Here is a 17,389-nt window from a genome sequence, read left to right as displayed (position 1 = left end):
GCCCTATATGAGAATATTGGTGATGAAGTAGTCAAAAATCAGGATAAAAATGATGCAGACAACAACCGCCCGCGTCACCGCCGCCCCGATTTCGCGAGGTCCGCCGGAAGTACGGAGGCCGAGATGGCTGGAAATCAGAAGAATCCCGATCCCGAAAAGCTCCGCCTTGATGAGGCCGTCGGTGACATCATCAAGGGTCATCATGGCCTTCAGCGAATTGTAGTAGGTGTCGGGAGTGATGGCCAACCACGGCACAAACTGGCAGACAATCTGGCCGCCCATCCATCCGGTGACGACAGAGACCATGAGAAGAATCGGCATGACGAGGAGAATCGCCGCCAGCCTTGGCATGACGAGGAAGCGCTCCGGTGGAATGTTCATCGTCTTCAACGCATCAACCTCCTGGTAGACCCGCATCGAGGCGAGCTCGGCAGTCACAGCGGAGCCGACACGTCCGGTAACCATGACAGCCGTCATGACGGGCGACAACTCGCGCACCATGGAAAGGCCAACGATCGGCCCGATGTACTGCTTGGCCCCGAAATCCATGATACTGTAGCCGATCTGCAGGGCCAGCACAGCACCGATAAAGACGCTCAGAATCGCCACCAGTGGCACGGTCGCGTAGCCCATGAATAGGCATTGCTCGACCAGTTGCTTCCACTGGCGGGGAAGGTTTGGAAAAAACCCGATCGTCTTCAGGGACATTTGCACCCCTGAACCAATCCATTCAAAAAGATCCATTACCGCTTTCATCGTACCCGTTCCTTTATGATCAAACTTACTAAACTCTCCGCAATCATTGAATCAATCCCTCCAGAATGTTGTCGTGCGGGTTTCCCCATTCTCGCGCCGGGACCCAACGAGTCCCTTCAAAAGTTCCCAGTGGCTGCCTTCAACCCATTCAAAGAGCGGCCCGGCGTAAATAGCCTTCAGCCCCTCCGGATCCTTTTCCCAGACGACCATGTCCCAAAGAACGGAATGCCGGGCGTTACCCGAGCGTTCGTCAAAGCGGTAGAGCGCAAAGAGCGGTGTCCAGTTCTCCTTGACCTTGCGATTTGAAGGGAAGAACACGCTCAACGGGTCGAGGACTTGAAGCTGCCGGCGGTCATACCCATCGTTCCAGTATCCGAAAAACGGCCAGAGAAAAGTCAGACGGGCGCTTGTGTCGGCGAAGTACTGGCGTTCATCGCGATAGAGGAAATAAAGGAAGGAAGTCCGTTCGCGGGTGAGGCCGGGTTGTTCAAAGCGCTCTGTCTCGAGCAACGGCCAAAGGTACCAATGCTTCTGGTATCCGGGTTTGCGCTCATCCGTGTAGAACGGCATCCAGCGATTAACGTAGCGTTCCTCGCCCCGGCCCTGGACAAAAAGCGGCCAAAAGTAGCGATTTTCCGAATACATTGTGCGCGGCTCATTCTCAAGCGTGTAGCCAAAGAAGGGCCAGACAAAGGTCTCGCTTTTCAATCCCTCGGCAGTTTCCCGGGAATAGAATGGAAGCACGCCAAAGCGGGCGTAGGGAACCGCCTCATCCAGCTTGTCCTTGTAGTCGTAATAGAACGGCCAGAGGGCCCATGTGTGATCGTAGTCGTTGTCGCGCTGGAAGTGCCCGTAGAGCGGCCAGAGCCCGAACCCGCGACTCCGGGGACCATTGAGAAACTGCAAAAACGGATACGGGACATGGGTGCGGGTCTCGTCATCACGTTGAGTCCGGACAAAGAGAGGCCATGCGGCAAAGGTGATCCGGTCACGCGATAAGCGGTTCTTAAGGACACCCCCAACCGGCCAGAGGGCAAAATAGGATTCCTCCGGATCGGGAGTCTTCCGGCTAAAAATAAACGGGACAAACTGGAAAAACGTATCCTCGCGGGGAGCGTTGTGGCGGTATTGGAGGATATTGAAGGCATGGCCGTACTGAACATCGCCCTTGTCGAACCAGTTGAGCAACGGATAAAGGATGTGGCGGCTCGAGTTGCCGGTCTGCGCGTTGGTGAAGGACGTCCACAACGGGCGAATACTGAGAATCCGGGTATCGCCTTGATCGGTGACGGAAAAGATCGGGCCGAGGCTGCCCGCGTGGTCGAGACGCGCCTGCGGGGAATCCCACTGCTTCACAAAGGCTGGCCAGAGATTAAGTTCCTTGGCGGTGAGTTGTGGAAGCAGGGCAAGCAGAATGAACCCGGAAAGGGTCCCTATCAGTCTTCGAAATCCCATTTACAGTTTGGTTTAAGCAATAACGGGTTTACGGAATTCCAGACAGAAGGAAACACAAAAGAGAAATTTCCCGGAATCCCTCTCTTCACTTGCCTGAACGGCCCTTGCCCGCATCCTCAAGACAAATGCGTATCACCGGAGGAAAGGCAGGCGGAATTCCGATCACAACCGGACGGGCGGAGCATGTCCGGCCGGCGACTGATCGCATGCGCGAGGCAGTCTTTTCGAGTCTGGGAGAACAGGTCGAAAAGGCGCGTTTTGTGGACCTCTTTGCCGGATCGGGCAGCTATGGACTGGAAGCCCTCTCCCGCGGAGCGACAGGTGGGATCTTCGTGGAGAAACATCCCCGGGCGGTGGAGGCGATCACCCGGAACATTCAGGCGGTGATGAAAAGCCTGGGAAACCCGGAAGGGGTATCGACGAAAGTAATTCGCCGGGATGTCCTGCGCTTCAATTCCAATGAGCGCTTTAATCTCATTTTCATGGATCCTCCTTATGATCTAGCGCGCAGTCACGGGCCCGAATTGATGAAACTCACCCGTGCGTTACTGAATCCCGAAGGTCCGGCACTGCTCATCTACGAATTGCCCGGGGACTTGTCCATTCCCGCAGCTGGCTGGAGCTGCCGTCGACGGATCGGCAAGAGCGGCACGAATGAACCGAGTATCGCGATTCTCGAGGCCGTGGACTAACCGGACAAATCCGGAGATTCCCTGCTGCTTTCAAGCTGTCATCTTTAGAAAAGCCTCAACAGTGAGCCCGGAGGCGCGGATCAGACTACGCAGTGTGCCTTTTGCCACCTCCTTGTGGTCAGGGACTGAAAGGGTTGCCATGGAACCGTCTTTTATCAGGACCATGTGGCTGCCTTTCTGACGGGCAAGCACCCACCCATCTTTTTGGAAAGTCTTGACGACCTCCTGACCACTGATGTTGGGCAACTTAGGCATATGACCGCTAGACGGTAACTTGAACCTGCCTTGTTTCGACTGTCAGGGGCATCCCCTGCTCCGCACGCACTTCCAAGCAGGCGGCAATGGCCTCGCGAATGCCGGCCAGAGCTTCCTCGCGATTTTTACCTTGGCTGACGCAGCCTGGAATTGCCGGACATTCGGAAATCCAGACTCCATCTTCATCACGGTCCAAAGTCACAGTAAACTTCATGAAATTCATAATGGAGCATTCGGTTAGGTTGGCAATCCTGTCATGCAAAGAACGGCCGCCAATTCAGTTCTCTAGTCAATTTTGACTATGGGTGGGTAATCAAAGCACCCCCAGCCTGCCCATGAGTAGGGCCAGGCCAGTGACGACGGCAGTCTCCACGCGCAGGACGCGTTCATTCAAGGAGACCAGTTGAAAGCCGGCATCCACGAGCAGGGATCGATCATTGGCATTCCAACCGCGTTCCGGACCGATAGCCAGGCAAACGGGCGTGTCCGGCGGTAGGCAAACGGCACTGAGTCGCTCCGACCCTTCATAGACATCCAGGGCGAGTTTGGAAGTCTCCCGCGGAAGCAATGCGCCCGCTTCTTCAAGTGATGCGGGAAGCCGAAGCGGCGGCACATAGGTGTCGAAGGCCTGTTCCACGCCCTCGATGATTTTTGCGCGCCATTCCTGACCTTCCCAGAGGCTGGAGCGGGCATAAGCGGGGTCCGACCGACCACAGGGGCTGAAGATCAGCTCCCGCACACCCAGGGTTGGGGCGGTTGTGAGAATCTTGCGGGCAGTCGCTGGGCGGCACATCCCAACGAGAAGATGAATGGGTGGCGGCAAAGGCGGCCGGTCGCCCCACTCCACTTCGACCTCCATCATCGTGCTGGAGAGTTTGCCAATGCGCGCCCGGCCGGCGGGACCATTGACAACCCCGATATCGAACACATCGCCTGCCTTCATTCGCAGGACGCCGCGCACATGTTCAAAGCGCGGGTCCTTCGGATCAAGCGAGTAAGAAGAGGCCTGATCCTCAAAAAGGATTCGGTTCATAAAAGGAATCGGGCTTGGCCCGCTGCTCAGGCATCGATGACGACATCACCCTTTGGCTGGCTGCAGCACATGAGGATGTTGCCGTCTTCCGGCGTTCCTTGATGCCCGGCGGGATAATCAACCTCACCGGAAACCAACGGCTGCTGGCAGGCGGTACAGCGCCCCATCCGACAACCAAAGTTCAACTCCATGCCCTTGGCTTCAGCCAGTTCAAGCAGGCTCCCCTGCCCGCCGGTCCACTCTGCTTCAACTCCACTTTTCTTGAATGTAACTTTACTCATAACTTATTGATTAATTGGCCCAACGACTGCTTGCGTATAAGTTCACTATTCGCAAAAACAACCGGCTTTCAACTCCTAAGCGTTCCCGGATCACTCCGGAGGCGCTGCAAAACCCCACACTATCATGCCAAAATCCGTTTTATTCGTCTGCATGGGCAACATCTGCCGCTCGCCCTCAGCAGAGGCCATCTTTCATGCAAAAGTGGAAGATGCCGGCCTCGCGCAAAGTATCCTCTGCGACTCAGCAGGGACCATTGGCTACCACAGCGGCAATCGCGCCGATGCCCGCATGCGCAAGAGCGCGGCTAAACGTGGCTACTCACTGGATAGCATTTCCCGCCAGGTACGGCCGGATGATTTTGACCACTTCGACCACATCATCGCGATGGATCGTGAGAACCTTAATGACCTGAAGGCGATGCAAGCCATTCATGCCGGGAAGGCCCGGTTATCGATGATGTGCGACTACAGCCGCCATCATTCGGAAACGGAAGTGCCCGATCCCTATTACGGAGGTGACCAGGGCTTTGAGCGCGTGCTCGACATTCTCGAGGACGCCTGTGCGGGATTGCTGGAAAAGGTGAAGGAAGAACTGCAGGACCCCGCGTAGAGCGGATCAGTCGCGATATATCCAGGAAGGATCCCGGACGACAACCTGCAGGCGACCGCGAAAGACATCGAGGTCGGCAAAGCAACGCAATCGATCCCCCGGCTGCATGCTATTGATCTGATCACGCAAGTCACGAATCGGGCTGTAGACTTCCAACTCAAGATCCCCGATGCGGATACGGGCCGGACGATTGGAGACCAACTCCGCATCGACCTGAAAGAGCTCCCCCACTTCGCGGACTCGCTCTTCCGGGGACATGGCGACGAGGACACCCACCCGGGGCACCGCCATCCGGTTCATACGGGCAAAATCCATCTTGGGCCGGTTGGCAGAAAGTGGTTCATCGGAAGGATTGTCCAATTCCACAAACCCGTCGCTTCCCTCGCCGGGAATGGAACGGAAGCGCGCGTAGATCGGCAAGTGGTCCGAGAAGCCGGCCCCGCCTCCGTAGTTACTCCATGAGATCGGCCGGCCCCATCGGGTATCGACATTCTCACCCGGAATGGCAAGACGATCGAAACTGTTGTCCAGATACTGGATGCCCCGGTTATCATAGAGACCCGGCGTGATCACCATCTGCATGAGCGTTCCCCAATAACCTCGCCAGACCTCCGAGCCACGTTCAGCGGGATCACTTTCAAACCAGAGGTTATACAGGTTCTTCGAGCCTTGCTGGACCATCCGGACCTCATGCCCGTTTGCTCCAAGGACATCATTCACAGCTGTTTCCTCAAGATCCTGAAAGACTGCCGAATGGTTGTAGTAGCAATTAAAGTCACCGGCGATGATGACATCGGCGGACGGGTTCCGGAGGAGGATTGCTTCCAGCTCCGCCCTGACAACGCGGGCATTCTGCACGCGGATCGGTTCCGTACGGGCATTGGATGCGCCGGATTTCCAATGGTTGTTGAGGACAATCAATTCATGTCCATCCACATCGATTCCAGCGATGACGAGGTCGCGGGCATTATATGAATCACGTTGACGAACAAAGTTGAGTGGGAACTTGCTGAAGACGACATTCTTGTGCGGGGGATGGCTCTCCGACTTAACAGGATCCGGCTGGCCGATGTGGTACGGGCCCATCCCGTGATCATCGAGATACTTCAACAGAAGCAGCTCCGAGGGAAGGTTGCTCCTTTGGTCAAGGATCGCCGCCAGATCCTGACCCTTGGTTTCCTTGAGAAAGGCCTCCGCAGACGGTGTATCATACGGGGTCCGGTCGAGCTCAAACTCCTGGAAAAGGATAATTTCGGGTCCGTCGCCATTGTTGAGGGCGGCGAGCGCGATACGGATCCCCTCCAGTTTATTGAGCAACGGGCCCTCGCCATACTCACCCTCATCCCCCTGCCGGTAGTCGCCGTAAAGCGCAACTCCATCGACATCAAAGAGGTTCTCCACGTTATAAACCATTACGGTGAAATCGCGGGCGGAGAGCGAGCCTGTGAGAAAAATAACCAAGGCCAGAATAGAAAAAGAAAATCTCATACCTTTTTTCTTAACCCGAATGGAGGTTCCTGCAACACTTAGAATTGATTCATGGAGGCAATGAACAAGGAAATCGAGGCAGCCATCTTGAAAGCCACCGGCTCGGACTTTCGCATCAAGGGCACAAGTTCGCTCGGCGGCGGCTGTATTCATAATGCCCAGTGTCTCACCGGGACGGATGGACGGCGTTTTTTCATCAAGCAGAACAGGCCCTCATTCCGTTCCTCCTTCGAGGCGGAGGCAGCAGCTTTACGAGCCATAGGGAAAACAAAGACCATCCGCGTGCCGGAACCTGTTGCCGTTTGCAGCTCCAATGACATGACAGCCCTCGTTCTCGAATTTCTTCCGATTGGCAGGGCGCATCCTGGAAGCTGGGAAAACATGGGCAAAGAGCTTGCCCGCCTTCATCATGTACAGCAGGCAAATTTCGGATGGGAGGAGGACAATTGGATCGGATCGACCCGGCAAATCAACACATGGAAAAATGACTGGATAGGGTTCTATGCGGAATGCCGTCTGCAGCCACAGGTCCAATGGGCTCGCGAGAAGGGTCTCCGGTTGAGTGATGCGGACGTATTGATCGGGCAACTACATTTATTTTTTGATACGTACTCCCCGACGGCGTCGCTCCTGCATGGCGATCCCTGGGCGGGCAACGCCGGTTTTCTTGAAGACGGGACACCCGTTGTATTTGATCCCGCAAGCTACTTCGGGGACCGGGAGACGGACCTCGCCATGACCGAGCTCTTTGGCGGATTTCCAAAACCCTTTTATGACGGCTACGGATCTGTCTGGCCCATCGATCCCGGATATGAGCGGCGGCGGGACCTGTACCAGCTCTACCATGTCCTCAACCACTTCAATATTTTCGGAGGTGGCTATGGGGATCAGGCAGCCAGCATGATCCGGCACCTGCTCAGGGGAATTGGATGAGTTTGGCTGTTGGCGGACAATTCAGAAACTGAAAAGGGCGGGAACCCTTTCGGATTCCCGCCCCATGTTATTTTCTATTGAAGCACCTATCGGAGGATACCTGTCAGTGCCGAGGATCCGAAGCTCGGGTATGAGCGAACGGTTGCCAGCTTCTCCGAAAGCGGAGCGAGCGTGCGAGCCCGGCGAGGTTTAACTCCCTTAGGTGTGTTTTTAGTCGTGTTGTTCATGGTTATGTTTTCAGTTTGAGATGACTCCGAGCGGAGCCACCGCGTTAGAAAGCGGAAAGTGATGAACAACGATTCTTAAAGAACTGGGGGAAAATTGCTCCAGATCGGGCAATTCGTCAAGCGCATGGGGACGTTTTTACAATTATTTTAAAACCCAGATCTATACGGCAGGCGGTTACGGACAAAAGGTCCGGTCCCGATTATTTGGGGGCAAACCTGCTATTGTGCCGCTCCAACGCCAACAAAGAGCTCCTCGAGCAGACCCGGCTCAATTCCTACGACGGTGACGGCCTTGCCGATTTTCTCCAAAGCGACAAAGCGGAGGCTGCCGGCCCGGGACTTCTTATCCTTGCGGACGGCAGCGAGCAGGGAATCGAGCGGCAGGGGCTTCCGCAGGCGGACTGGCAAATCGTATTTCTGCAGAAGGGGGACAGCCCGATCAACAGTGGCTGAATCAATATTGCCAAGCCGTTCAGAAAACTGGCAGGCAAGGACCAAACCGATGGCGATTGCCTCACCGTGCAAGTAGGTCCCGTATCCGGCAACTGCCTCAATGGCGTGACCAAAGGTGTGTCCAAGGTTGAGGAGGGCGCGGCCACCCTGACCGGATTCCTCACGTTCATCCGCACTCACGACACCCGCCTTGATGCCGCAATTCCGCCGGATGATGGCGGGGAGATCCTCGCTGGAGGCCTCCAGCCGCGGGCCGGATTCGAGAAGGGTGAAAAGCTCTTCATCGGCCAGAAGCCCGTGTTTGATCACCTCGGCCATCCCGGCGTTGAATTCGCGCTTGGGAAGAGAAAGGAGGGTATCCAAATCAGCAAAGACGCAGAGTGGCTGGTGAAATGCCCCGACGAGGTTCTTGCCAGCAGTCAAATTGATACCCGTCTTGCCACCGACAGAGCTGTCGACCATGGCGAGGAGCGTAGTCGGAATCTGGTAAAAACCGATTCCGCGGTAAAACGAGGCGGCGGCGAAGCCGGCAAGGTCCCCTATGACGCCACCCCCAAGGGCGAAGATGCGACCACCCCGATCGAGCCCGACTTCAGCGAGAAAATTGGCGCAATGCTCAAGATGGTGAAAGGCCTTGGTCGATTCGCCTGACGGAAGAACCAGGACCGGCAGGTCGCCGAAGGCATGTTCAACAAAGGCGGCCTGCTCACGCGCCACGCTGGCGTCAGTGATCACAGCAAGCTTACGTCCGTCAGCCAGGTCAGCAGCGACACACCGCCGCAGGGACGTGCCAAGGTCGCGACCGATGTGGATCGGATAAGACCGCTCGGCAAGGGATACTTCAAGAGACTCCAGAATCATGATTAATCCTCCACTCCAAAAAGTGCATGCGTGTAGTGATGAATTGAGAACGGTTGAAAATCCTCCGGTTGTTCACCAAGTCCAACAAAGTAAATGGGCAGCTTGAGCTCGCGGTAAATCCCGACAAGTGCCCCGCCCCGGCTTGTCCCGTCGAGCTTGGTGACGATGATCCCGGTAAGTCCAAAGGCCTCATGGAAAACCCGGGCCTGCTCGATTGAATTGCTGCCAATGCTGCCATCAATGACCAACCACGAGTGGTGTGGAGCCGCCTCATCATGCTTTTGGAGGACACGGCGAATCTTCTGCAGCTCCTTCATCAAGTTTGCCTTATTGTGAAGACGGCCAGCGGTATCAAGGATCAGGACATCCGCTCCGCGGCTTTTTGCGGCAGCGTAAGCGTCGTAGGCGACAGCTGCGGAGTCGGCACCGTGCTGGCTGGCAACCAGCTCGACATCGAGCCGCTCGCACCATGTGCGGACCTGTTCATTGGCGGCGGCGCGAAACGTATCGCAGGCCCCGACCAACGGCTTGAGCCCATCCTCCTTGAAGAGATGGGCCAATTTAGCGGTTGTCGTGGTTTTTCCACTACCATTGACTCCGATAAGGGCAATGACCTCGGGCTTGTGCGCGCCCGGCTCAATGCGCCCCTCGGAACCCTCCAGGACAGATTCAAGGACATGTGTCCCGATTTGGGCCGCCTCCTGCCCGCGCAATTCCTTGTTCTCACGATAGGCCTCACGGATTGCGCCAAGAATCTCCTCAGTGGTCTCAACGCCGAAGTCGGCCATGTAGAGGGCCTCCTCGAGCTCATCGAGGGTATCGGCATCGATTGTCTTGCCGCTGAAGAGCCCGCCGACCTTGCCAAATGCCTTGTAGAAAGTCGGGGTGGATTTTTTAAGCCCCTCCTTGAACTTGCTGAAAAACGATTTCATCAATCCCGGGCCGCGGACCTCAGGGGCCGGTCCAAGGTCAGTTTGTATTGATCAAGGATACCATTGATAAAGCGTTTGGCATCGGGAATGGAATAATCCTTTGAAAGATCGATGGCCTCGTTGATGGAAACGACCGGCGGAATGTCGCGTCGCTTGAGCATCTCGTAGATGGCGAGGCGCAGGATGGCCAGATCTATCCGTGCGATCCGGTCAAAGTCCCAGTTGCGGAGGTAGCTTTTGATGATGGTGTCAATCTCATCCAGATGAGTGATGGCACCGTGAATAAGCTCTTCGGCAAAGCCATAATAATCGCGTGGCTTGGGCATCTCCTTGAAGAACAAGATTAACTCTGCCCCCAGATCATCGGCGGAATTCAAGGACCACTGATACAGGAACTGCATGGCCGCAACTCGATTATCCCGTCGGGTACTCATTTCTTCCAGTCCTCCGATTCATCATCATCATCAGCAGCTTGGTCAAGGTCGTCGAGCCAATCAAGGTCATCAAGGACGAGATTGGCATCCTCGTCAAAAATCCGCTTTTGGAGAAGGTTATTCAGCTGAGCCATTTCGAGTGCGGCATAGGCAAATTCGCTTCCGCGGTCGAGCTCGCCGCTAATCCGGTCGGCGGCCTGCTTTTCATTGGAGACGGAGATGATCCCGTTGATCACCGGAACCTCAAAACGGACCCCGACTGACTGGAGCGCACTGGCGGTGGCATGGGTAATGATGGTGTGGTGGTCGGTTTCTCCGGCAATGACCAGACCGAGGCCGATGATGACATCAAAGGCACCCGTCTTGGCGATCATGGAAGCGGCGTGGGGAATCTCATTGGATCCCGGGACCCGGAAGGTCTCCACATCCTCTTGGCGCACCCCGCAGGTATCGAGCGTCTGCAACACCGACTCAAGGAGCGTGTTCACCATTTGGAAATTGTAACGTGCGGCGATAATCGCCACCCGGCAGCCCTCTCCATCAATGGCCAGACGATCTGGTTTATCCTTACTCATGAGATTGGCCAAATTGAAGGGACCGGGTCACAAGTCAAGGGAGCAGTGCGGGCGAATTGTTCTGGCGGCTCCAGCCTTGCGCGGAAGCGGTTAGGGGCAGTAAGCTGGAGATGAATGAAATTGCCCGTGCCAGAGGATGATGAACAGGCGGGACGCCTGTTACACGATATGGATCGTTCTGAATTTCCCGGTCATTGGGACCCGGAATGGGTGGAAAAGCGGTGGCAGCTTGAGCACAGGCGGCGGGAGAAGATGATCGGCTCAGCGGATGAGGATGGCATCCACCTCCCGTTTCATTACCGCTTCCTGCGCTGGGGGTTAAAGGCGGTGGGCTTGTACGCCCGCGGCCACCGGAACTTTCTTGATGTCCGGATCCGGGAACTTGAGCATCATCCAGCCAGATGGCCAGCGGCCTTGGACGGATTCCGGATTCTCCAGATCACCGACCTGCATATTGATCTGGATCCCGCGCTCCAGCCGGTATTGCGGAGATTAATCCCCTCAGTGGAATGCGATCTCGCGGTGATCACTGGTGACTACTGGGAAGGCGCTGGGCAGCATCCCTCGGGGGCGTTGGAAAAACTGGAGGAAATCCTCAAGCTGGTAGGCAATCCCACCCACGGGATCTACGGGGTTCTGGGGAATCATGACACCCTGCCCCTCGCGGCTTCCCTTGAGAAAATGGGCCTGCCGATTTTGATCAATGAGGCGGTGCAGATTGGGAATGGTCCGGCAGAATTTTCCCTGGCGGGCGTGGATGACCCCTTCTTCTTCCGCACCGACGATGTGAATAAGGCCGCCTCTGGTTGTCGGGCTGGCATTCCGCGGATTCTTCTCAGCCACAGCCCACAGGTGGCCCCGGAAGCGGATGAAAACGGATTTTGCCTTGTCCTGAGCGGGCACACCCATGGCGGACAAATCTGCCTGCCGGGCGGACACGCCCTGCTTTCCATGGAACGGATTCCGACACCCCTGTTCAGGGGACTCTGGCGGCGCGGATCAATGATCGGCTACACCTCGACCGGCACTGGCTCCTGCCATGTCCCCGTGCGCTATAATTGCCCGCCGGAAATTGTCATCCACACGCTGCGGTCATCCTCATGATTTGCCCCGTCAGCGGTGAAACCGGGAGAGGTGGACGCTGAGGAGAATAAGGCTGAGGATGGCACCGGGGAGGATGGCAAGCGCGGGCGCCTGATAGAGATAAGGCTGATTCTGTTTTAAAATGGCTCCGAGCTCGGCAAAATCCGGGTCACCGATCAAGCCGAGGAAGGCAAGCCCGCTAAGCTCGAGGGCGCTCATGGCAAAGAGAAGCCGGGCAAGGGCGAAGATATCCGGGACCAGATTGGGCCAAATAGCCCAGCGGAAAAGCGCCCAGCCACGGGAGCCCAGCACCTCGCTGGACTGGACATAAAGGGCATTCCGGGTGGCCATCCAGAAAACCCTGAGTTGGCGGAAAGCAAAGGCCAGGTTACCGAAGCCGACGGCAAGCACCAGCGTGAAGGGGGATGGATTGAGAAAGACAAGGAGGAGCAACCCGATAAAGATAACCGGAAACGCGACCCAGAGCCCCACACCCATCCGGACAAAGCGTCCGATCGAATTGGGAAAAATCCGCTCAATGGAGACAAGCAGGGCGGCGACCCCGAGAGTGATCAGCAAGGCGATGACGGCGAGGGCAACAGTGTGCCCGGACCCTTCCCAGAGCCGGCTGAAAAAGTCGCGTCCGAGCCCGTCGATCCCGAGCGGATGAGCCCAGGAAGGCCCTTCGAGGGCACGATCCCGGAAGGCCTGCTCGCGCGACGGATAGGGAGTGAACAGAAGACCCGAAAGGGCGAAGACGAGGATGAAGCTGGCCCATGCATCGGGAAGCCGTCTCAGTGAAATGAGTGCCTTCACGAATCCTCCCGGTTCTGGAGTTGGTGATCAAGGCGCGTTGCGATCAGATCGGAAACCGTGACAATGCAGAGGGCGAGGACAACCACCAGAAGGAGCCCGTGCTGGATGACAAAGAGATCGCGATTGAGCACGCCATCGACGAGGAAGCGCCCCATCCCGGGCCATGAATAGACTGTCTCAGTCAGAACAGCGCCACCGAGCAAAGCACCGGCCTGCGTGCCGATGACCGTGACGACCGGACCGCTGACCAGGCGCAGGACATGGCGCCCCCAGACCCTCGCCGGGGAAAACCCGCGCGACTTGAGGGCCGTGACCAGCCGTTCAAGAAAGCTTTCCCCGAGCCGGGCCTCTAGCGTCCCGGCAACGACGGCGGCCGGATAGAGCCCCAGGGTGAGGACGGGGAGAACCAGATGACGGCAGGCGATCCAGAAGGCGTGTAAGTCCCAGACAAGGAGACTATCAAGAAGGAGAAAGCCCGTGATCCGCGGTGCCTCGTAGGCAAAATCAAACCTCCCCCCGACCGGGAGCCATCCCAGCTGTACTGAGAAAACAAGCACAAAGAGGATGCCAATCCAGAAAATGGGAACCGTGAGCCCGAGGGCGCCCATGCCCCGGACTGGCTGGAGGAGCCATGTCCAGCCGGTGGCGTGAGCGGAAAGGACCAGCGCCAGCCCAAAGGAGACCCCGAAGAGGATACCGAGGACGGCGAGCTCAAGGGTTGCAGGAAGATAGCGGGCCACCTCCCCGGCAACCGGACGCCCGCTGATCAGGCTCTCGCCCCAATCGAGTGTGAGGAAGTCCCCCACCCCGCGGACATAGCGGGTGAGCCACGGGTCGTTGAGTCCGAGGCTGTCGCGTATTTCCGCAATGCGCTCCGGGTCGGGATTCTTGACCCTCAGGCTTACCGGATCCTCCGGCATGGACTCGAGGGCGAGGAAGAGGAAGAAACTTGCCGCGAGAAAAATAAGGACGAAGCGCCGGATTTCCACAAGCAGGAGGCGCGCCCGGGATTGCTTCACGGCCTGGGCCGGCTCTTGAACAGCGTCACTCATTGAGCATTTGCGGGCATGTCACCAGAATTCCAATACACGGGCCCGAAAAAGTGATTACCGGTGGGCGACAGGGCATAGCCCCCGATGTTGCGGTCAAGGACAGTAATCTGGTCTCCCTGGACGAGCGGGACAAGCGGCAGGTCGCGGGCCCAGAGCTCGAGCACCCGCGCATAGAGGGCCTCGCGCTCGGCGCGATTTGAGACGGCAAGCGCCGCGTCGAGGAGCTGATCCATTTCAGGATTGCGGTAGAAGGAAATGTTGGTGGCCGAGCCCGGGACGGCGGCACGGCTGTGGAAAAAAGTGGAGAGAAAGTTATCCGGATCGGGCGTATCGGCGATCCAGCCAAGGAGAGCCATCTCGAAGTCGCCCTTGCGGGTCGTGTGGAGGTGGCTCTTGAATTCGCGGTTGATAATTTCGACTTTGAAACCGGCCTTTTCGAGGTCGTTGCGGATCAGGGAAGCGATGCGCTGCGGATCAGGGAAATACATCCGCGGCTGGCCGAAGGTGGCCAGCGTGAGCGGCGACTCTGTCCATTCCGGATGTGCCTCGACCAGGGCCTTGGCGGCAGAGGGATCGTGATTGATGGGACCATCATCATCGGGAATGCCGAGAAAGCTGGCTGGTGCGGGATAGGCGGCGACCGAGCCAAAGTTATCGAGGGCAAGGCGCACGATGTTGGCGCGGTCGATGGCCATGGCAATGGCACGCCGCAAGTCGGGATCCTTGACCCGGTCGGAAAGCTCACTGAAGGCCAGGTAACCGACGTTCATTCCCGGAGCATGAAGGATCTGGAAGCGCGTGTCGGATTCCAGATCAGCCAATTCCGAGGGCTGGATTCCATCGAGGCCATGGATGTTACCGGCCAACAGCTCGGAAAGACGGGACGAGTTGAGGGGGATCGAGCGCATGACCATGCGGTCAAAGCCGGCGGCCGGTTCCCGCCAATAATCGGGATTGGCCTCAAAGATGATGGCTTCGTTGGGACGCCATGAAACAAAGCGGTAAGGGCCCGTGCCAACCGGATGAAAGACCATCTGGTCGCCGTATTCCTCAAAGCCTCCCGGGCTGACCAACCATGCCGGGAAGCTGGCGAAAGCCGTGAGAAGACCAGCGTTGGGACGCGAAAGATGAAACCGGAGCGTCATCTCATCAACCGATTCAAGCCGCTCGATATCCGAATAGAGATTCTGCCAGTATTGGAAACTGGCACCGGGAAAATGCGCCGGGTGGTCCGGATCCATCTGCCGATCGAAACTGAAGCGGGCGGACTCGGCGGTGAGTGGCGTGCCATCGTGAAAGCGGACGCCCTCGCGCAGGACAAAGGTGTAGCTCAGGCCATCGTCGGAAATTACGTAGCTCTTGGCGAGCCGTGGCTCGACCTCGAGCGAGCCCGGCTTGAAGCCGATCAGGCCCTCGAAGATCTGGGCCATCGTATTGACCGATTCGCCGTCGTCCACATCGGCTGGGTCCAACTTCTGGGCATCGGCCCCGCGGGCGAAGATGAAGGTGGCCGGCCCTTCGCTGGTGGTTGTATCCGTTTGCCGGCTACAACCTGTTGAAAGCAGCAGCGCTCCCGTAAAGAAGAGCCCGAAAAAGGAAAGAAATCGCATTCCCCATCATTTAAGGCAAGGGGGCTGGTTGGCAAGAAGAGACCCGGCTTGCCGGGCAGGAGCCCTCATCCATCAAGAGGGCTGCGGACGCCAAGGCCCGGCTTCTGCATCACATGCAGGTAGATCTGGGTTGTCTCAACCGACGCGTGGCCGAGTAAATCCTGGACTGTGCGGATGTCAGTTCCCGACTCGAGCAGATGCGTGGCAAAGGAGTGCCGCAGGGCATGCGGGGTGACTCGCTTGTTCAGCGAGGCAGCGCTTGTCGCGCGGGAAATGGCCTTCTGGAAGGCCCCGGGTGTAACATGGTGCCGCCGCATCAGCCCCGAACGGGGATCCCGCTGCAGGTTGGTGGTCGGGAAGAGCCACTGCCACTGGATTTGGCTGCCTGCCGACGGATATTTCCGCTCAAGGGCTCCGGGCAGGAAGACGCCCGGTATTCGGGCCTCCTGATCCTCCTTGTGCAGGAAGACCAACCGGTCCAAATGTTGTCGCAGGAACGGAAGGATCTGTTCGGAAAGCGTGGTCACCCGATCCTTGTCGCCCTTTCCTGAGCGGACATGGATTTGCAAGCGGTCAAGATCCATATCCTTGACCCGCAGGCGCACGAGCTCGGAGACCCTCAGCCCCCCTCCGTAGGCGAGCTGTGCCATGAGCAGCGGGGTTCCGCTCATATGGCCCAAAAGCCGGGAAATTTCCTCCCGGCTGAGGACCACGGGGAGTCTACGACGCCGTGGCGACCGCACAAACTCCAGCTCCCCAAGGTCGAGCTGAAGGACTTTCTTGTAGAAATAAACCAAGGCGTTCAACGCCTGGCGCTGCGTGCTGTGGGCGACCATCTCCCTCACCGCCAGATGCTCAAGGAAGCCTGACGCAAAAACACTCGGTTGTCCGGTTGGGTCCCGCTCGCCAAGCCAGGCCAGATAACGCTTCAACCAAGCACGGTAAGCCTGCTCCGTCCGCAGCATGCGATCCTCCCGGCGCAGTGTCTCGGCAAGCCGGCGCTCCCACGGATTTTCGATGGAATCCACCGGATCATGACTTTCCGGAGCCTCCCCGGAGACCCTTTCCCTCGGGACCTGCGCGCGAGCCACTTCCACGGAAGCCTGCCCACGCGCCCTGCTGAAAAACCACCGCAGGCCCCGTTTCCAGCCCGAAAGCACCCACTCCTCCGGACGCCGCTCCTCGATGATCTCCTCCAGGAACAGGGCGGCCGTCTCGATCGAGGCGAAACGCCCGTTCCGTTTACACCAGCCCAGATACCAGTTCAGGATGATCTCCACACTCCTTCGCTCACGCTCGTCCTTGATCACCCGGAGCGCTGATTTCCAATCTGGAAAATGCACCCGCTGTTCCGCGCTCCTAACAACCTCTGTTTTTGCTGACTTCATGGGAGCATAACAAAAAATCAAACACCCGCTCGGGCCAAGCGTCACCTTTGATAAAAAATAAGCACACAAACTAGTAAAAAACAGTTGCCCCTCATGTTATAAGGACTTAATCCTCCTCGAAGATATCCTGACAGGCCGTCGGGACATTTATACTGTTGTGCAGAATATCGAGATAACAGGTGCGAAATAAATGAAGAAAGCAAAAAGTTTTACTTTTCCGGTTCTGGTTATTCTTCTCCTGGCCACGCCAGGATTTATACTTGTTTCCCTGCAAGATGAAGATTTCTCCTACGGAAAACTTTTCGGTGCAGTAATTTTGTTTCTGCTGCTTCTTGTTATGCCGTTTTTTGTAATCGAGAAAATGAACAAGAACCGAGAGAAAGTGAAAGGGGCACAACCAGTCGCTGGTGGCAACGCCGCTCGCTAGCGCTCGCAGGCGTGCCACAGCTTTAACG

General features: G+C 57.2%; 21 protein-coding genes. 5 read left to right on the top strand and 16 right to left on the bottom strand.

What is annotated here, in order from left to right:
• Nucleotides 1-3: 3 nt before the first annotated feature.
• On the bottom strand, nucleotides 4-756 hold the full coding sequence (locus tag G0Q06_RS00105; RefSeq protein WP_163961238.1) for an MlaE family ABC transporter permease: 753 nt from the start codon (nucleotides 754-756) through the stop codon (nucleotides 4-6).
• 51 nt (nucleotides 757-807) lie between these two features.
• Complete coding sequence (locus tag G0Q06_RS00100) at nucleotides 808-2,211, bottom strand: hypothetical protein (protein WP_163961237.1); 1,404 nt, start codon at nucleotides 2,209-2,211, stop codon at nucleotides 808-810.
• A gap of 125 nt (nucleotides 2,212-2,336) precedes the next feature.
• Between G0Q06_RS00100 and G0Q06_RS00095 the strand changes: the two genes are divergently transcribed.
• Nucleotides 2,337-2,903 (top strand): RsmD family RNA methyltransferase, encoded by a 567-nt coding sequence (locus tag G0Q06_RS00095; protein ID WP_163961235.1) that lies wholly within the window; start codon nucleotides 2,337-2,339, stop codon nucleotides 2,901-2,903.
• A 30-nt stretch (nucleotides 2,904-2,933) separates the two neighbouring features.
• On the opposite strand, the gene G0Q06_RS00090 is transcribed toward G0Q06_RS00095, so the two are convergent.
• The 4 genes from G0Q06_RS00090 to G0Q06_RS00075 all read right to left on the bottom strand — a co-directional run bounded on the left by G0Q06_RS00090 (nucleotide 2,934) and on the right by G0Q06_RS00075 (nucleotide 4,472).
• The gene (locus tag G0Q06_RS00090) at nucleotides 2,934-3,158 is read right to left on the bottom strand and encodes a type II toxin-antitoxin system HicA family toxin (protein ID WP_163961233.1); all 225 of its coding nucleotides are present in this window, start codon (nucleotides 3,156-3,158) and stop codon (nucleotides 2,934-2,936) included.
• A 7-nt stretch (nucleotides 3,159-3,165) separates the two neighbouring features.
• Complete coding sequence (locus G0Q06_RS00085; RefSeq protein WP_163961231.1) at nucleotides 3,166-3,372, bottom strand: type II toxin-antitoxin system HicB family antitoxin; 207 nt, start codon at nucleotides 3,370-3,372, stop codon at nucleotides 3,166-3,168.
• Between the two features lie 99 nt (nucleotides 3,373-3,471).
• Nucleotides 3,472-4,191, bottom strand: a complete 720-nt coding sequence (locus tag G0Q06_RS00080) for a 16S rRNA (uracil(1498)-N(3))-methyltransferase (RefSeq protein WP_163961229.1) — start codon at nucleotides 4,189-4,191, stop codon at nucleotides 3,472-3,474.
• A 26-nt stretch (nucleotides 4,192-4,217) separates the two neighbouring features.
• Nucleotides 4,218-4,472 (bottom strand): 2Fe-2S iron-sulfur cluster-binding protein, encoded by a 255-nt coding sequence (locus G0Q06_RS00075; RefSeq protein WP_163961226.1) that lies wholly within the window; start codon nucleotides 4,470-4,472, stop codon nucleotides 4,218-4,220.
• A gap of 124 nt (nucleotides 4,473-4,596) precedes the next feature.
• Between G0Q06_RS00075 and G0Q06_RS00070 the strand changes: the two genes are divergently transcribed.
• A complete protein-coding gene (locus G0Q06_RS00070; RefSeq protein WP_163961224.1) occupies nucleotides 4,597-5,082 on the top strand; it encodes a low molecular weight protein-tyrosine-phosphatase in 486 nt (161 codons plus the stop codon).
• Nucleotides 5,083-5,088: 6 nt separating this feature from the next.
• On the opposite strand, the gene G0Q06_RS00065 is transcribed toward G0Q06_RS00070, so the two are convergent.
• Nucleotides 5,089-6,570, bottom strand: coding sequence for an endonuclease/exonuclease/phosphatase family protein (locus tag G0Q06_RS00065; RefSeq protein ID WP_163961222.1), 1,482 nt, complete (start codon nucleotides 6,568-6,570; stop codon nucleotides 5,089-5,091).
• 60 nt (nucleotides 6,571-6,630) lie between these two features.
• On the opposite strand from G0Q06_RS00065, the gene G0Q06_RS00060 reads away from it, so the two are divergent.
• Entirely contained in the window at nucleotides 6,631-7,503 is an 873-nt protein-coding gene (locus G0Q06_RS00060) for a fructosamine kinase family protein (protein ID WP_163961220.1), read from the top strand.
• Between the two features lie 86 nt (nucleotides 7,504-7,589).
• Here the strand turns inward: G0Q06_RS00060 and G0Q06_RS00055 are convergent, their stop codons facing one another.
• From G0Q06_RS00055 to ribH, 5 genes are all read right to left on the bottom strand, one after another.
• On the bottom strand, nucleotides 7,590-7,730 hold the full coding sequence (locus tag G0Q06_RS00055) for a hypothetical protein (RefSeq protein WP_163961218.1): 141 nt from the start codon (nucleotides 7,728-7,730) through the stop codon (nucleotides 7,590-7,592).
• Nucleotides 7,731-7,949: 219 nt separating this feature from the next.
• Nucleotides 7,950-9,044 (bottom strand): 3-dehydroquinate synthase, encoded by a 1,095-nt coding sequence (aroB, locus tag G0Q06_RS00050; RefSeq protein ID WP_238710170.1) that lies wholly within the window; start codon nucleotides 9,042-9,044, stop codon nucleotides 7,950-7,952.
• A gap of 2 nt (nucleotides 9,045-9,046) precedes the next feature.
• Entirely contained in the window at nucleotides 9,047-9,976 is a 930-nt protein-coding gene (gene ftsY / locus G0Q06_RS00045) for a signal recognition particle-docking protein FtsY (protein ID WP_163961216.1), read from the bottom strand.
• On the bottom strand, nucleotides 9,976-10,410 hold the full coding sequence (nusB, locus tag G0Q06_RS00040) for a transcription antitermination factor NusB (protein ID WP_163961214.1): 435 nt from the start codon (nucleotides 10,408-10,410) through the stop codon (nucleotides 9,976-9,978). The genes ftsY and nusB overlap by 1 nt, the downstream gene beginning before the upstream one ends.
• Nucleotides 10,407-10,985: a 6,7-dimethyl-8-ribityllumazine synthase gene (gene ribH, locus G0Q06_RS00035; protein WP_163961212.1), complete on the bottom strand. Its 579-nt coding sequence runs from the start codon at nucleotides 10,983-10,985 to the stop codon at nucleotides 10,407-10,409. The genes nusB and ribH overlap by 4 nt, the downstream gene beginning before the upstream one ends.
• A gap of 114 nt (nucleotides 10,986-11,099) precedes the next feature.
• Between ribH and G0Q06_RS00030 the strand changes: the two genes are divergently transcribed.
• On the top strand, nucleotides 11,100-12,089 hold the full coding sequence (locus G0Q06_RS00030; RefSeq protein ID WP_163961210.1) for a metallophosphoesterase: 990 nt from the start codon (nucleotides 11,100-11,102) through the stop codon (nucleotides 12,087-12,089).
• Nucleotides 12,090-12,098: 9 nt separating this feature from the next.
• On the opposite strand, the gene G0Q06_RS00025 is transcribed toward G0Q06_RS00030, so the two are convergent.
• From G0Q06_RS00025 to G0Q06_RS00010, 4 genes are all read right to left on the bottom strand, one after another.
• Complete coding sequence (locus G0Q06_RS00025) at nucleotides 12,099-12,884, bottom strand: ABC transporter permease (RefSeq protein ID WP_163961208.1); 786 nt, start codon at nucleotides 12,882-12,884, stop codon at nucleotides 12,099-12,101.
• Complete coding sequence (locus G0Q06_RS00020) at nucleotides 12,881-13,936, bottom strand: ABC transporter permease (protein ID WP_163961206.1); 1,056 nt, start codon at nucleotides 13,934-13,936, stop codon at nucleotides 12,881-12,883. The genes G0Q06_RS00025 and G0Q06_RS00020 overlap by 4 nt, the downstream gene beginning before the upstream one ends.
• On the bottom strand, nucleotides 13,933-15,546 hold the full coding sequence (locus tag G0Q06_RS00015; protein ID WP_163961204.1) for an ABC transporter substrate-binding protein: 1,614 nt from the start codon (nucleotides 15,544-15,546) through the stop codon (nucleotides 13,933-13,935). Before G0Q06_RS00015 ends, G0Q06_RS00020 begins: the two co-directional genes overlap by 4 nt.
• Before the next feature lie 65 nt (nucleotides 15,547-15,611).
• Nucleotides 15,612-16,934, bottom strand: a complete 1,323-nt coding sequence (locus tag G0Q06_RS00010; RefSeq protein ID WP_163961202.1) for an integron integrase — start codon at nucleotides 16,932-16,934, stop codon at nucleotides 15,612-15,614.
• A gap of 190 nt (nucleotides 16,935-17,124) precedes the next feature.
• Here G0Q06_RS00010 and G0Q06_RS00005 point away from each other — a divergent pair, with 190 nt between their 5' ends.
• Nucleotides 17,125-17,361, top strand: coding sequence for a hypothetical protein (locus G0Q06_RS00005; protein ID WP_163961200.1), 237 nt, complete (start codon nucleotides 17,125-17,127; stop codon nucleotides 17,359-17,361).
• Nucleotides 17,362-17,389 lie beyond the last annotated feature (28 nt).

This window comes from Oceanipulchritudo coccoides (assembly GCF_010500615.1).
GTDB classification, from domain to species: Bacteria; Verrucomicrobiota; Verrucomicrobiia; order Opitutales; family Oceanipulchritudinaceae; genus Oceanipulchritudo; species Oceanipulchritudo coccoides.
Note: the sequence above shows the minus strand (reverse complement) of the source record. Positions and strands in the feature narration are given on the sequence as shown.